Raw genomic sequence first — 14,365 nt, forward strand, 5'->3', positions numbered from 1 at the left:
CGGGAGTCACGCGCCTCCGCACGCCGAGGCCCCGCCCGCAAGATCTCCCACACCGGGGTTCCCAGGTCAGAGCCCTGCCACCATGCCTCGCGTCCGGCCACTTCGAGCACATACACTCAGGCGACCCGCACCCCGCGGACACAGCCGAAACCGTGCGCGCATCCGGGCCGACCTGTCCGGAGGCCGCCCGAGGCGGCCACGCATCCGACAAGAAGAGCAGGCGACCGAAGACCCGTAGTACCTCGTGAGCTCCCCCGACGCAGCGGCAAGGCGGGTCAGGTCAGCCTTGGCCGTCGAATCTTCCCGCCAAAGGGTGACAAGAGCGACAACATGCTGCACACGAGGGCCTAACTGGAGGAGAATGGGGCCACATGCGCGAAGTCTGGCCGGGAGAATCGTATCCACTCGGTGGCACCTGGGATGGCGTGGGCACCAACTTCTCGGTGTTCTCCGAGGTGGCCGAGCGGGTCGAGCTGTGCCTTTTCGGAGATGACGGCCGCGAAGAACGCATTGACATGCCCGAGGTGGATGGATTCGTCTGGCACGGTTTCTTCCCCGGGGTCATTCCCGGGCAGCGGTACGGCTACCGCTTCCACGGCCCCTACGACCCCTCCCAGGGGCACAGGTGCAACCCCTCCAAGCTGCTTCTCGACCCCTACGCCAAGGCCATCGAGGGTGATCTGGAGTGGAACGAGGCGCTCTTCTCCTACCAGTTCACCGATCCGAGCAGCCGCAACAACGACGACACCGCCCCCTTCATGCCGAAGAACGTGGTGGTCAACCCGTTCTTCGAGTGGGGCAACGACCGGCTGCCCCGCACGCCGTACCACCAGACCGTGATCTATGAGGCGCACGTGCGCGGGCTCACCATGCGTCACCCCGCCGTGCCCGAGGAGCAGCGCGGCACCTACGCGGGGCTGAGCCATCCGGCGGTCATCGATCACCTGCTGAGCCTGGGCGTCACCGCGGTCGAGCTGATGCCGGTGCACCAGTTCGTGCCCGAGCACGCGATGGTCGCCCGGGGGCTGACGAACTACTGGGGCTACAACACCATCGCCTACCTGGCCCCGCATGCCGCCTACTCCAGTTCGGGGCAGCGCGGCGAGCAGGTGCTGGAGTTCAAGGCGATGGTGCGGGCGCTGCACGAGGCCGGAATCGAGGTCATCCTCGACGTGGTCTACAACCACACGGCCGAGGGCGACCACATGGGACCCACCCTGGCCTTCCGCGGCATCGACAACGCGGCCTACTACCGGCTGCACGACGGAGACCGGCGCTACTACCTCGACTACACCGGGTGCGGAAACTCCCTCAACGTCCGTTCGCCGCACGCGCTGCAGCTCATCATGGACTCGCTGCGCTACTGGGTCCTGGAGATGCACGTCGACGGGTTCCGGTTCGACCTGGCCGCCGCCCTCGCCCGCGAGCTGCACGACGTCGACCGGCTGAGCGCGTTCTTCGACCTGATCCAGCAGGACCCGGTGATCTCCCAGGTGAAGCTGATCGCCGAGCCGTGGGACGTGGGCCCCGGCGGCTACCAGGTCGGCAACTTCCCGCCGCTCTGGACGGAGTGGAACGGGAAGTACCGCGACAGCGTGCGCGACTTCTGGCGCGGGAACGGGTCCGCGCTGCCCGAGTTCGCCTCCCGGCTGACCGGATCCGCGGACCTCTACGCTCTCTCCGGCCGCCGCCCCGTGGCCTCCATCAACTTCGTCACCTGCCACGACGGGTTCACGCTGACCGACCTGGTCTCCTACAACCGCAAGCACAACGAGGCCAACGGGGAGAACAACCGCGACGGCACCGACGACAACCGGTCGTGGAACTGCGGGGCCGAGGGGCCGGTGGAGGACCCGGAGATCGTGCGCCTGCGCCGGCGCCAGCGCCGCAACTTCCTGACCACCCTGTTCATCTCCCAGGGTGTGCCGATGATGCTGGCGGGCGACGAGTTCGGCCGGACCCAGGCGGGCAACAACAACGCCTACTGCCAGGACAACGAGATCTCCTGGATCGACTGGTCGCTGGCCAAGACCGAGGAAGACCTCCTGGACTTCGTCAGGGTCCTGTCCAAGCTGCGGCGCAGGCACCCGGTCTTCCAGCGGCGCCGGTTCTTTCACGGCCGCAAGGCCGAGGACGGCACGCGCGACATCGTCTGGCTCACCCCCGCCGGAGAGGAGATGTCCGCCTCGGACTGGCACACCGGTTACGCCAAGTCACTGGTCGTCTTCCTGAACGGCAACGCCATCACCGAACCGGGCCCGCGCGGTGAGCAGATCGTGGACGACTCGTTCCTGCTTCTGATCAACGCCCATCACGAGGGCATGACCTTCACCCTTCCCGGGGCGAAATACGGCAAGAAGTGGCAGATGGTGCTGGACACCGCGGACGAGACGCTGAAGGATCGGCCGGTTCCCAACGCGTTCTGGGTGCCGGAAGCCGCGGTCGAGGTGGCCTCGCACTCCATACAGATCCTTCACTGCCCCAGGATCCATGGAGCCTCACCGGACTCCGCGCCTAGGCTCCGGACGCGACCGCGGCGGTGAGCAGCACCAGGACGAACGTCGTGAGCCCGGCCGCGCCGTGCAGCAGGACAGCGATCATGGGGAAGCGCTGCTCGGCGCCGCGGGCGTGACGGCCGCCGCCCAGCCAGCGGGTGAACATGGTGAAACCCAGTAGCGCGGACGTCGCGAGCACCCCGAACGACAGCCACGCGAGAACGCGCTCCGAGGTGAGCACGTAGGCGACCCAGCAGAGCAGCGCGGAAACCGCCAGGACCGGATGGGCGAAGATCAGCAGGGTGGGGAACCGGGTGACCTTCGTCGCCTGCTGGCGCAGTCCTCCCCCGGAGATCCACAGGTAGAGCAGGTAAATCCCCACCATCGCAGTGATCAACCACGTCACGATCGCGACCAGCCCCACGCAACCCTCCAGGTCTCCAGTCACGAATCATGTAACGAGAGTCAACAGAAGTCACTAGAAGCGTCGAATCCGTTATCGATCACGCAGAGAAACACGTACAGATCACTGCTGTGTCAAAGTGGGGAGATGCGCCTCATCCATCCCGCGAGCTCAGACGACGTCGACCTGTCACAGGTCTACGCCTACCCTGACCGTCCGTGCGTCAGGGTCAACATGGTGGCCAGCGCCGATGGCGGGACCTGGCTGAAGGGCCTGTCCGGCGGCCTGTCCGGCGGAGGCGACCGGCAGATCTTCGGGGTGCTGCGCGGGCTGGCCGACGTCATCGTGGCCGGCGCGGCGACCGTGCGGACCGAGGGGTACGGTCCGGCCCGGCCGAGAAAGTCGTGGCACCCCCTGCGGGAGGGGCGGACGGCCGTCCCCCCCGTGGCCGTGATCACCCGGCGGCTCGACCTGGATCTGACCAGCCCCCTGTTCACCGAGGCGGAGCCGTACGCCCGGACGATCATCATCACCTGCGGCGCGGCGCCCCCGGAGCGACGCCGGGAGGCCGCCGGGTACGCCGAGGTGATCGTGGCCGGGGGTGAGCGGGTGGATATGGCGCTGGCCGTGAAGGAGCTCGGCGACCGCGGTCTGAGCCGGGTGCTGTGCGAGGGCGGCTCGAAGATCAACGGTCAGCTCGCCGCGGCGGATCTGATCGGCGACCTCTGCCTCACGGTGAGCCCGATCCTGATCGGCGGAGACGCCTCCCGGATCCTCAACGGCCCGGCCGCGCTCACCCAGCTCCGCCTGGTCCACGTCCTGGAGGACGAGGGATTCCTCTTCACCAGATACACCCGGGAGTCCTGAGCCCGTACTCCGATCATCGCGGGCCCGAGTCGCACGACGGGTCGCCCGGGGCGGGGCGCGGCCGGGGAAGGCGCGGATCGGTCCGGCGATCTCGCCGACGCCGGATCACGGCACGGTGACGGAGCGCCCCATCGGGGGCGGCCTCCGGGCAGGATGAGGGAATGAACCTGCCGATAGCCCCGCCGGTGGCGCCGATGCTGGCCAAGCCCGTCAAGATCCTGCCCCCGCAGGACGGCACCCTCCTCTACGAGCCCAAGTGGGACGGTTTCCGCTGCATCGTGTTCCGCGACGGGGACGAGGTCTATCTCGGCAGCCGCAACGAGCGGCCTTTCACCCGCTATTTCCCCGAGCTGGTCGAGGCGGTGAGAGCGGAGTTGCCCGACCGGGTGGTGGTGGACGGGGAGATCGTCATCCGCGGCGGCCAGGTGCTCGACTTCGAGACCCTGCAGCAGCGCATCCACCCGGCCGCCTCGCGGGTGAGGCTGCTGGCCGAGCAGACCCCGGCGTCGTTCGTCGCCTTCGACCTGCTGGCCCTGGGCGAGGAGTCCCTGATGGACGCCCCGTTCTCGGCGCGTCGCGACCGGCTGGAGTCGATCTTCGGCGGGGCGGGTGGCGCCGTACGGCTGACGCCGGTCACGACGTCCGAGGAACAGGCGGCCGGGTGGTTCGAGACGTTCGAGGGCGCGGGGCTGGACGGCATCGTGGCCAAGCCGGGTGGTCTGCCGTACCAGCCGGACAAGAGGGTGATGCTCAAGGTCAAGCACGAACGGAGTGCCGACGTCGTGGTGGCGGGGTATCGGCTGCACAAGTCGGGCCCGGTGGTCGGGTCCCTGCTGCTGGGGCTCTACGACACGCAGGGCGAGCTCCGGCACGTCGGCGTCGCGGCGGCGTTCTCGATGAAGCGCCGGTCCGAGATGGTCGAGGAGCTCGCTCCCTACGTGAGCCACGACGCCCACCCCTGGAGCGCCGAGTCCCTGCCCGGCGCGCTCTCCAAGTGGAGCGCGTCCAAGGACCTGTCGTTCGTGCCCATGAGGCCCGAGCTGGTGATCGAGGTCGCCTACGACCACATGGAGGGGCACCGGTTCCGGCACACCGCCCAGTTTCGCCGCCTGCGCCCTGACCGCACCCCCGAGTCATGCACCTACGAGCAGCTCGAACATCCGGTCTCCTATGACCTGGACGACATCCTGGCCCGCTGAGACCTCGTTCGCACGGACGATGGACAGGGACACCAAGAAGCGATATATCTCGACTATGCCACGATCATCCTCCTCCGGCGACGAATTACGCGCCTCGCTCGAAGCCCGCCGAGACCTCGGACCCGACTACGAAGACTCCCTCGTCGAGGGCTTCCTGGAGAAGATGGACCAGGAGATCGACAGGCGGGTGGACGACCGGGTCGCCGCCCGCGTCCGCAAGGAGAGCCCGGCGATCCGCCCCTCCGTGGACGCCGGCCAGCGGCTGGCGCTGGCGATCATCTCCCTCACGCTCGGCGTGCCCGGGACGATAGCGATCTCCTTCAGCGACCTGAGCGGCCCGTTCCTCGGGTTCGTGCTCGTGCTTCTCTGGGTCGGCATCCTCGGGGTGAACGCGTCCTTCACCCTCGGGCGGCGCCACTAGCGGGGTCGTCCGCCTGCCCTTTCGCCCCGTTGCCCGTCCCGGCCCAGCCGAGGTGCGGCGCCGCGCGGGCGAGCAGATCCGGCAGCGCGGGATGAAGGTCGGCCGGAAGCTCACCCTCACCGAACCAGGTGAGGTTGCGGATGTGATCCGGCTCGGACGGCTTCACCCGGTCCGGGTCGACCCGCACCGCGAACTGGACCGACACCCAGTGTGTCCGCAGGCCCGCCTTGGTCCGCCGTATGTTGGCGACGCCCAGCTGGACGAGGTCCAGAACGGTCGCTCCGAACTCCTCCTCGACCTCGCGCCGGACGCACTCCTCGAAGTCCTCTCCGAACGCGAGCTCGCCCGCGCCCGAATCCCACATCTCGCGACTGTCCCTCGACTTCGGCCCGCGCTGGTGGAGCAGGATCCGGCGGTCGCCGTCATGACACACGAAACTGCAGCTGACCCCGATGTGGGAACGGCCCACGGCACGGGTGTCCACCGAAGCCGAATCGGCACTGTCGCTCACGATAAGCCCGTCCTCGGTCGATCAGGGGTGCGTGCACGCGCTCGCCGGCTCGGGACGGTCACCGGGCCGATGTGCCGTGACGGTGGTCAAGGCCGGGATCCGGCCCGACGGCATCGTAGAACACCTCGAGGTGCCGCCCAAGGCGCGGGGTCGGCCGTGGCTCTCCTCCGATGCCGGCGCCTCACCCGCCCCGGGCGTCCGGCGACGTGACCGGGGCGAGGTCGATCGCTCACTCCGGGTCGTGCCGGGCCTTGCTGGGCTGGACCCGCTTCGGCTCGCCGGGCATCTTCGGGTAGTTCGGCGGATAGGGCATGTCCTGCCGGCCGTCGCGCTCGAACCGCTCCAGGAGGAGCTCGATCGAGAAGGCCTGGTCGTCGATCGCGGCGTGCACGTCTCCCAGCTTCGCGAACCTGGCGGGGACCGTGCGGATGTCGAAGTCGCGCGGGTCGGCGTCCGCGAGCTCGTTCCAGGTCAGCGGCGTGGAGACCGGGGCGTGCGGCTTGGCCCGCACCGAGTAGGCGCTGGCCACGGTCCGGTCGCGGGCGTTCTGGTTGTAGTCGATGAAGACCCGCTCCCCGCGCTCCTCCTTCCACCACGCGGTGGTGGCCAGGTCGGGCACCCGGCTCTCCACCTCGCGGGCGAGGGCGATCCCGGCGTAGCGCACCTCGGTGAAATCCCAGCGCGGCTCGATCCGCACGTTGATGTGGATCCCCCGGCCGCCCGAGGTCTTGACGAAACCGGTGATCCCGAGCTCGCTGAGAACCTCGTGGGTCGCGAAGGCCACCCTGCGCGCCTCGTCGAAGCCGGTGCCGGGCTGCGGGTCGATGTCGATGCGCAGCTCGTCGGGATGGTCCACGTCGGAGGCGCGGACCTGCCAGGGGTGGAAGTCGATGGTCGCCAGGTTCGCGCAGTAGGCGATGGTGGCGACCTCGGTCACCCGGATCGCCTCGGCGGTGCGCCCGCTGGGAAAACGGATCTCAACCGTCTCCACCCAGTCGGGACGCTTGACGGGCGCGCGCTTCTGGTAGATCGCATCGCCCTCCACCCCGTCCGGATGGCGCTTGAGATGGGTGGGCCGGTCGTACAGGGCACGCAGGGCGCCTTCACCCACGCTGAGGTAATACTCGACCAGTTCTCGCTTGGTCCCTCCGATTTCCGGAAAGTAGACCTTGTCAGGGTTCGTTACCTTGACGACCCTGTCCCCTACCGCGAACTCGATGTACGGCGACGCCATACACAAACCGTATCTTGCCGGGGCAGGTCCGTCCCGGAGCCGCCACGGCGGCGGGACCGGGCACTCAACGGGACGGACCGTCCGACCATCTGCCTCGCACTCCGGTTCCAGGCGCTGGCGCGCCACCTGGCCGGCGGCATTCTGACCGTTCCACAACTCGTGGGACGGCCGGACAGATGATCTCACCCCTCAAATGGAAGGCGAATCACCCTCCACATCTATAAAGACGCCAAATCGGTCATGAATGGATGCTTCGGCCTTCAAGATTTTTCCGGGCGTCCAGACCCGCGCCCCCGCCGCCGGAACGCTCCGACGACCGCATAGGCTTGAGAAATGGACAAGGTGGTCAAGAGCGACGCCGAATGGCGCGTCGAACTCTCTCCCGAGGAGTTTCACGTCCTCCGGCAGGCAGGTACCGAGCGCCCCTTCACCGGGGAGTACGTCGACACCAAGACCGAGGGCGTCTACAGCTGCAGGGCCTGCGGCGCCGAGCTGTTCCGGTCTGACACCAAGTTCGACAGCCACTGCGGCTGGCCGAGCTTCTACGAACCTTCGGAGTCCAAGGCGGTGACGCTGATCGAGGACCGCGCGCTCGGCATGACCCGCGTCGAGGTCCGGTGTGCGGCCTGCGACTCTCATCTCGGCCACGTCTTCCACGGCGAGGGCTACGCCACGCCCACCGACGACCGCTACTGCATCAACTCCGTCTCGCTGAGGCTGGAGCCCACCAAGTAAACCGGGTCTCACAGCCCTGACAACCGCACGCGAGCCCCGTCGGCCACGAGCCGGTTCCATCCGGCCGATGGGGCGCCGCGTGATCGGTTGAGGTTAGCAAGGGGCCGGGAAGGGCACAGCAAAATTACGCATGGTATGCGGTCATCTCCGTAGCGTATTTTTCCTCAGGAGCCCCTCAAGGAGCCCCCGTGCATTTCCGCCACAGATGGGAGATCATCGAGACCATCGGCCGGGTGATCACCCAACGCTGCGTGATCTGCGGCAAGACCCGGGTCCGGGTGACCTGACCGGCCACGATGATCGCTGTCCCCAGACCGCGAGTCCCACGGCGCTCGCCGTCTCTCCGCTTCGGAACGCCCGCTCTTCTTGCGCGCGGCGCCCGCCTCCCGGTCGGGGCGCCCACTCCCCCGGTTCGGGGCGCCCGCTCTTCCCGTACCGAACGCACGCTCCCCCCGCATCCCGTACGGAAGGCCCGCTCTCCCCGCACCCCGTAAGGAACGCCCGCTCCCGTCGTACGGGGCGCCCGCTACTTCCCCGGCTCGGGATGGGTGACACGACAGTCGGAGTCGTCCGGGCCGAGGATGTTGGCCAGGACGGGATTGCCGTTCTCCCCGAACTCCGCCTGGACGAAGACCACGGGGTTGGGCTTGCCAAGCTCTCCGACGAGATAGTCCCGGCCCGCCTCGCAGAGTTTGATCGCCTGCTTCGAGTTGCTCGCCGAATCGGGTAGATCCGTATAAATCCTGAGATAGCCGCCTACGATCCGGATGTCCTTGACCCGCTTGGTCTCCTTCCGGCTCTCGAAGTAGGCGACCGCCTCCTTGTCGGTGTGCTTGGACGGCCCCGCCGCCTCGTCCTCACTCGCCTGCCGCTTCTTGTCGGCGCCCTTGGAGGACCCCGCGGCCTCGTCCTTCTTCTCCAGCTCACCGGCCGCCACCGGGCCTCCCCCGACCGCCTTCGGCGGGGCGGACGGCGCCGCCGAGGCCGCCGAGGCCGCGTTGGCCTCCCCTGCCCCCGCGCCCTGCTCCGACGAGTCTCCGCGCAACCACGGTCCGCCCAGCGCGAGACCCCCGACCGTCAGCGCGGCCACCCCCACTGAAATCTCAAGAACCCATGATCGGGACTTCTTCCTGCGGCGTCCGCGTGCGCGCCCCGTGGACCGTGCCAAACCTTCGCCCCCTTTCACCCTTGGCTTCTATATAAACAGGTGATTTTCCCTGAGTATCGCAAAAGCAAAGGATGATATGGACGTTCCACCAGATTATTTCGGGGTGATATCCACCACGGGCACCACCCGTACCTCGGGAAACAACGATCCCGCCGCCCACGGGACGCTTGGGTCCGTGGCGACGGGATGCGCGGGGCCGTACCGGCCGGAGACCGGTGACAAGACGGGGCCGTAGCGGCCGGAGACCGGTGAACGAGATGTGCCGGCCGAACCCGAAGGACGGACGGATCCGCATCCGGCTGGGGGCCGGTGACGAGACATGCCGGCCCGGGATGGGCGGGGCCGCGTCCGGCTGGAGACGCGGCGCCCGACGACCGGTTACGGCAGGGCGGCGATCAGCTCGCGGGTCGGCTTCTTGACGCCCGTGTAGAAGGGGGTCTCCTCCCGGGTGTGCCGCCGGGCCTCGGCGCCGCGCAGGGTCCGCATCAGGTCGACGATGCGGTGCAGCTCGTCGGCCTCGAACGCCAGCATCCACTCGTAGTCGTTCAGGGAGAAGCAGGCGACGGTGTTGGCCCGGACGTCGGGGTAGTCGCGCGCCATCTTGCCGTGCTCGGCGAGCATCCGGCGACGGTCGGCGTCGTCCAGGAGGTACCACTCGAGGGAACGCACGAACGGGTAGACGCTCACGTAGGCGCGCGCCTCCTCGTCGGCCAGGAAGGCCGGGATGTGCGACTTGTTGAACTCGGCGGGGCGGTGCAGCGCCATCGCCGACCAGACCGGCTCGCTCAGCCGTCCCAGGCCGGTGCGGCGGAAACGGGAGTAGGTCTCCTGCAGGTCCTCGGCCGTCGGGGCATGCCACCAGAACATGAAGTCGGCGTCGGCCCGGAACCCGGCCACGTCGTACAGGCCGCGGGTGACCACGTCCTTCTGGGCCATCTGGGCCATCAGGTCCTCGACCTCTTCGGCCATGCCCTCCCGGTGCCCCGGGCAGGGCTCGCTCAGCCTGAAGACCGACCACATCGTGTAGCGGATCACCTGGTTCAGGTCACGTGCCTTGGGCCGCGCGTTCCCGTCCGTCGTCCTCACCCCTTTGTCAGCGAATCGGCTTCTCGGTGCCATTCTCCCGCCGGATCCAGGTGGTCCAGAATCCGGGCCGCCGCGGTGCGGGCGGTGGAGATGCAGGCGGGAATGCCGAGGCCATCGTACGCGGCCCCGCACAGGGCCAGACCGGGCTGAGCGGCGACGGCCGCGCGGATGCGGGCGATCCGGTCGAGGTGCCCCACGTCGTACTGCGGCAGGGAGCCGCCCCAGCGGGTCACCCGGGAGTCGCGGGGCAGCCCGCGCACGCCCATGACCTCGACCATCTCCGCCATCGCCAGGGCGACCAGCTCGGCGTCGTCGCGCTGGAGCACGGCCTCCTCGCCGATCCGGCCGATCGAGCAGCGCAACAGGATCAGGTTGGGGTCGGTCTCGGCCAGGTGCGGCCACTTGACCGAGCTGAAGGTGGCGGCCTTGATCGCCCGCCCGTCGACGGGCGGGACCAGGTAACCGCTGCCGGTCGGCGGCTCGGGGAACGCCTCGCGCGGGTAGGCGAGGGTGACGATGGCCATGCTGGCGTACTCGATCCTGGCCAGCTCGGCGGAGGCCTGGGGCACCTCCGCGGCGAGCATGCGGCTCGCCGCGGGGCCCGGAGCGGCGACGATCACCGCGTCGGCCTCGATGATCTCCGGCTGGGGCACCGGTCCGGCCACCAGCCGCCAGCCGCCCTCGGTCCGCCGTATCTCCCTGACCATGACCCCGGTCCTGATCTCCGCCCCCGAGGCGGCGGCCACGGCCTCCGGCAGGCTGCCCATCCCTCTTCGCAGGGTGGTGAAGACGGGTCCGGTGTTCTTGGGCGTCTTGGCGATGATCTCCCGTGCCGCGTCGAGCAGCGACCTCTCGGACCTGGCCGCGATGGCGATCTGCGGCATCGTCGCGTCCAGCGACAGCCGCTCGGCCGTGCCGGCGTAGACACCGCCGAGCAGCGGCTCGATCAGTCGCTCGACCACCTCGGCGCCCATCCTGGCGCGGATGTAGGCGGCCACCGACACGTCGGCGGTGACGCGCGTCTCCGGGAGGATCTGGTCCAGCGGCACGCGGGCGAGGCCGCTGAGGCTGAGGATGCCCGATTTGGCCAGCATGGTCACGTCCGACGGCACACCCATGACGTGTCCCTTGGGCATCGACCGCATCGTGCCCCGCGTCAGGATGCCCGCCTGGGTGGTGCCGGGGAGTCGCAGCTCCTCGTCCAGGCCGACCATCCGGACCAGGTCCTTGCCCTCGGGCCGCCGGGCGAGCATCGCCTCGGCGCCGGCGTCCATCGAGACCCCCGCGACCTCGGTGGCGTGGAGCTTGCCACCGATCCGCTCGGCGCCGTCGACGACGGTCACCCGGACGCGTTCGCCGCCCTGCCGCAAGTACCAGGCCGCGGCCAGCCCGGCGATCCCGCCGCCGACGACCACCACATGCCACCGGTTGCCTTCCATGGCTCCGACCGTACCGTCACCCGCGCGCGGTCGTGTGTCCCCCCGGCCTCCGGCGCCTCGTCCGCCGCTCAGACCATGCCGGGCCATCCGCCCGCCCCGCCCGGTCCTGTTTCCTCCCGCCTCCGTGACCCGGCGGCACCGAGAACGTGACGCCATCGTGACTGCCTGTTCCAAACCCCGCCGTCACCGGACCCGTCACAAGAGCATGAACAGATTCCGGTACGGCCCGCGCCTCGCGATCCCCCTCGCCGGCCTGGTGTTGCTGTTGTCCGCCTGCGGGAGTTCGGAGCCCACGAGCGGGATGTCCTCCACGGGCGGAGCGGAGGCACCCGCCGCCGGCATCGCGGGCGCGGACAGTGGCACCGTCGCGAAGCCCCAGGTGGGGGAATCACAGACCGACCAGTCGAAGACCAGCCAGGTGAAGGTGGTCCCGCAGGATCGGGCGATCATCTACACGGCGGAGATGACGGTCAGGGCCAAGAACGTCACCGTGGCGTCCGACAGGGCCCGGCAGATCGTCACCGCCGCGGGCGGCTACCTGGCCATGGAGAAGTCGGGCTCCTACTCCGGCGGCGAGGGCTCCGCGAACCTGGTCTTCCAGGTCCCGCCCGGCGTCTATCCCAGCACCGTCGACCGCCTGGGCAAGGAGCTCGGCACGCGTGAGTCGCTGCAGCAGAACACCGAGGACGTCACCGAGCAGGTGGCCGACGTGGAGAGCCGCCTGAAGTCGGCGAAGGCCGCCCTGGACTCGCTGCGCACGCTGATGAAGAGGGCCGAGACGATCGGCCAGGTGCTGGAGGTCGAGCGGGAGGTCTCCAACCGCGAGAGCGAGCTGGAGTCCCTCCAGGCCAGGCAGAAGTCCCTCGCCTCGCAGACGAGCATGGCGACGCTGACGCTGAACCTGGTCGGCCCGGCGACCGTGATCCCCGAGGTCGAGGAGGAGCCCTCCGGCTTCCTCGCCGGGCTCAAGACGGGCTGGAGCGGCTTCGTCACGGCCGTCAAGATCGCCCTGACCGCCCTGGGCGTGCTGCTGCCCTGGCTGCTCGTGATCGTGCCCGTCTGGCTGCTGGTGGCCTTCGTGCTCCGCCGTGACAGGAGGAACGCACCGGCGCCGCAGCCCGTCGTCCGTTCGGATGAAACCGAGGAGGAGGACCCGGTTCCGTACGAACGGTCATAATCCGCCCGCGGTGGTCGCGGGCGGCCCCTCCGGGCCGGAGACGGGCCCGGAGACGGGGAGTCAGCGGGCCGAGGCCTCGTGCACAAAGTCCGTGAGGCGGGCGAGCTGGTCGGGGTCGGTGCTGGGCAGTACGCCGTGGCCGAGGTTGAAGACGTGTCCCTCGGCCTTGGCCGCGCGGGTGAGGATGTCGCTCGCGCGGCGCTCCACGACCTCCCAGGGGGCGAACAGGATCGTCGGGTCCATGTTGCCCTGCAGCGCCTTGCCGGGTCCGACCCGCCGGGCGGCCTCGTCGAGCGGGACCCGCCAGTCGATGCCGACCACGTCGGCCCCGGCCTCGCCGAGCAGGCCGAGCAGCTCGCCGGTGCCGACGCCGAAGTGGATGCGCGGGGCGCCCAGGTCGGCCAGGCCCGCGAAGATGCGGCTGGTGTAGGGGAGGACGAACTCCCGGTAGTCGTCGGGCGACACGGCGCCGACCCAGGAGTCGAAGAGCTGGACGGCGGAGGCTCCGGCGGCGAGCTGGACGCGCAGGAAGCCGAGGGTGATCTCGGTCAGCCGGTCCATCATGGCGTGCCACAGTTCCGGCTCGCCGTACATCATGGCCTTGGTGTGGTCGTGGTTCTTGGAGGGCCCGCCCTCGATCAGGTAGGACGCCAGGGTGAACGGCGCGCCCGCGAAGCCGATGAGCGGGGTGGCGCCCAGCTCCTTCGTCAGCGCCTGGACGGCCTCGGTGACGTAGGAGACGTCGTCGGGCTCGATCGGGCGCAGGACCTCGAGCGCGGCGGCGTCCCTGATCGGGGCGGCCACCACCGGGCCGACTCCGGGCTTGATGTCGAGGTCGACGCCGATCGCCTTGAGCGGAACCACGATGTCGCTGAAGAGGATGGCCGCGTCCACGCCGTACCGGCGGACCGGCTGCATCGTGATCTCCACGATCAGGTCCGGGGTGGCGCAGGCGGTGAGCATCGGAACGCCTTCGCGCAGGGCCCGGTATTCAGGCAGCGAACGGCCGGCCTGCCGCATGAACCACACAGGCGTGTGGGAAACGGGCTCGCGGCGGCAGGCGCGCAGGAACGGAGAGTCGGCAAGCTCGGGAGTCACCCCCCCAGAGTGCCATGTCGAGGGGTCGGTCCGCTCATCAAGGCCGTTGACCGGCGCACCGAGTACGAAATCACCAGTTATTCGATGAGATTGCACCTAACAACACATAGACAGTTCCAAGTGGCGATAATGATCGCGTCTTACCCGTTTGGAGTACTTCGTCCTCCAAAACCCGATGTCAGCACGCCTTAGGCGGCACCGGACGGCACGACACGATCATGTTTCCGGGTACAGTTCCTCCCATTGGGGAATCTGGCCCAGCCCCCGGCTGGTCCAAATGTTCGCCAAGTCACCGCGCGGCATCGATTCCTACACCACTTTCGGGACACGCCGAGCACGCTGCGCGGAAATGTCGGCGCGACGTGCCAACGTCGGACCACGACCCGACGAAAGGCCCGTGCGATGTCCACAATGTGGAGTTCACCCGAACGTCGCGGTGAGCGCTGTGCTTCCTGTGCCGGCGAGCGGGTTTTCGAGCAGCCACCCTGCCTCGACGGCCACCAACCGGGCGAATGTCCCGAGTGGGCCTGCG

The 14,365-nt window shown here is 69.0% G+C and carries 13 protein-coding genes; 6 read left to right on the forward strand and 7 right to left on the reverse strand.

All coding sequences use genetic code 11. From position 1 onward, the window contains the following. Window positions 1-371 precede the first annotated feature (371 nt). Window positions 372-2,543 carry a glycogen debranching protein GlgX gene (gene glgX, locus DKM19_RS32725; protein ID WP_110701053.1) on the forward strand — a complete coding sequence of 724 codons (2,172 nt, stop codon included), beginning with the start codon at window positions 372-374 and terminating at the stop codon, window positions 2,541-2,543. On the opposite strand, the gene DKM19_RS32730 is transcribed toward glgX, so the two are convergent. Further along, window positions 2,515-2,943: a hypothetical protein gene (locus tag DKM19_RS32730; protein WP_239513704.1), complete on the reverse strand. Its 429-nt coding sequence runs from the start codon at window positions 2,941-2,943 to the stop codon at window positions 2,515-2,517. The two genes, glgX and DKM19_RS32730, sit on opposite strands and share 29 nt — an antisense overlap. A gap of 102 nt (window positions 2,944-3,045) precedes the next feature. On the opposite strand from DKM19_RS32730, the gene DKM19_RS32735 reads away from it, so the two are divergent. The 3 genes from DKM19_RS32735 to DKM19_RS32745 all read left to right on the forward strand — a co-directional run bounded on the left by DKM19_RS32735 (window position 3,046) and on the right by DKM19_RS32745 (window position 5,385). Further along, the gene (locus DKM19_RS32735; protein WP_110701057.1) at window positions 3,046-3,765 is read left to right on the forward strand and encodes a pyrimidine reductase family protein; all 720 of its coding nucleotides are present in this window, start codon (window positions 3,046-3,048) and stop codon (window positions 3,763-3,765) included. Window positions 3,766-3,926: 161 nt separating this feature from the next. Further along, complete coding sequence (locus tag DKM19_RS32740; protein ID WP_110701059.1) at window positions 3,927-4,964, forward strand: ATP-dependent DNA ligase; 1,038 nt, start codon at window positions 3,927-3,929, stop codon at window positions 4,962-4,964. 55 nt (window positions 4,965-5,019) lie between these two features. After that, a complete protein-coding gene (locus DKM19_RS32745; protein ID WP_110701061.1) occupies window positions 5,020-5,385 on the forward strand; it encodes a hypothetical protein in 366 nt (121 codons plus the stop codon). Here DKM19_RS32745 and DKM19_RS32750 read toward each other — a convergent pair. Next, window positions 5,363-5,896 carry an NUDIX domain-containing protein gene (locus tag DKM19_RS32750; RefSeq protein WP_204358350.1) on the reverse strand — a complete coding sequence of 178 codons (534 nt, stop codon included), beginning with the start codon at window positions 5,894-5,896 and terminating at the stop codon, window positions 5,363-5,365. The two genes, DKM19_RS32745 and DKM19_RS32750, sit on opposite strands and share 23 nt — an antisense overlap. Window positions 5,897-6,125: 229 nt before the next feature. After that, on the reverse strand, window positions 6,126-7,130 hold the full coding sequence (gene ligD / locus DKM19_RS32755; RefSeq protein ID WP_110701062.1) for a non-homologous end-joining DNA ligase: 1,005 nt from the start codon (window positions 7,128-7,130) through the stop codon (window positions 6,126-6,128). Between the two features lie 333 nt (window positions 7,131-7,463). Here ligD and msrB point away from each other — a divergent pair, with 333 nt between their 5' ends. Further along, a complete protein-coding gene (gene msrB, locus DKM19_RS32760) occupies window positions 7,464-7,865 on the forward strand; it encodes a peptide-methionine (R)-S-oxide reductase MsrB (RefSeq protein WP_089206381.1) in 402 nt (133 codons plus the stop codon). A gap of 526 nt (window positions 7,866-8,391) precedes the next feature. Here the strand turns inward: msrB and DKM19_RS32765 are convergent. The 3 genes from DKM19_RS32765 to hemG form a co-directional block, all read right to left on the reverse strand. Further along, a complete protein-coding gene (locus DKM19_RS32765) occupies window positions 8,392-8,955 on the reverse strand; it encodes a hypothetical protein (RefSeq protein WP_162641946.1) in 564 nt (187 codons plus the stop codon). Window positions 8,956-9,411: 456 nt separating this feature from the next. Continuing rightward, window positions 9,412-10,119, reverse strand: a complete 708-nt coding sequence (gene hemQ / locus DKM19_RS32770) for a hydrogen peroxide-dependent heme synthase (RefSeq protein WP_338055665.1) — start codon at window positions 10,117-10,119, stop codon at window positions 9,412-9,414. Beyond that, the gene (gene hemG, locus DKM19_RS32775; RefSeq protein ID WP_110701066.1) at window positions 10,116-11,558 is read right to left on the reverse strand and encodes a protoporphyrinogen oxidase; all 1,443 of its coding nucleotides are present in this window, start codon (window positions 11,556-11,558) and stop codon (window positions 10,116-10,118) included. Before hemG ends, hemQ begins: the two co-directional genes overlap by 4 nt. A gap of 205 nt (window positions 11,559-11,763) precedes the next feature. On the opposite strand from hemG, the gene DKM19_RS32780 reads away from it, so the two are divergent. Continuing rightward, window positions 11,764-12,735 (forward strand): DUF4349 domain-containing protein, encoded by a 972-nt coding sequence (locus DKM19_RS32780; RefSeq protein WP_162641948.1) that lies wholly within the window; start codon window positions 11,764-11,766, stop codon window positions 12,733-12,735. A gap of 60 nt (window positions 12,736-12,795) precedes the next feature. Here DKM19_RS32780 and hemE read toward each other — a convergent pair whose 3' ends face one another. Beyond that, complete coding sequence (gene hemE / locus DKM19_RS32785) at window positions 12,796-13,833, reverse strand: uroporphyrinogen decarboxylase (RefSeq protein WP_110701070.1); 1,038 nt, start codon at window positions 13,831-13,833, stop codon at window positions 12,796-12,798. Between the last annotated feature and the right edge of the window lie 532 nt (window positions 13,834-14,365).

Origin of the sequence: Streptosporangium sp. 'caverna', assembly GCF_003203775.1 — a bacterium.
GTDB classification, from domain to species: Bacteria; Actinomycetota; Actinomycetes; order Streptosporangiales; family Streptosporangiaceae; genus Streptosporangium; species Streptosporangium subroseum.

Bases quoted from the DNA above. Each gene is read 5' to 3' on its own strand.
- DKM19_RS32735 (WP_110701057.1), top strand. From the start codon at position 3,046: ATGCGCCTCATCCATCCCGCGAGCTCAGACGACGTCGACCTGTCACAG.
- DKM19_RS32780 (WP_162641948.1), top strand. From the start codon at position 11,764: ATGAACAGATTCCGGTACGGCCCGCGCCTCGCGATCCCCCTCGCCGGC.
- hemG (WP_110701066.1), bottom strand. From the start codon at position 11,558: ATGGAAGGCAACCGGTGGCATGTGGTGGTCGTCGGCGGCGGGATCGCC.
- ligD (WP_110701062.1), bottom strand. From the start codon at position 7,130: ATGGCGTCGCCGTACATCGAGTTCGCGGTAGGGGACAGGGTCGTCAAG.
- glgX (WP_110701053.1), top strand. From the start codon at position 372: ATGCGCGAAGTCTGGCCGGGAGAATCGTATCCACTCGGTGGCACCTGG.
- DKM19_RS32745 (WP_110701061.1), top strand. From the start codon at position 5,020: ATGCCACGATCATCCTCCTCCGGCGACGAATTACGCGCCTCGCTCGAA.
- DKM19_RS32740 (WP_110701059.1), top strand. From the start codon at position 3,927: ATGAACCTGCCGATAGCCCCGCCGGTGGCGCCGATGCTGGCCAAGCCC.
- msrB (WP_089206381.1), top strand. From the start codon at position 7,464: ATGGACAAGGTGGTCAAGAGCGACGCCGAATGGCGCGTCGAACTCTCT.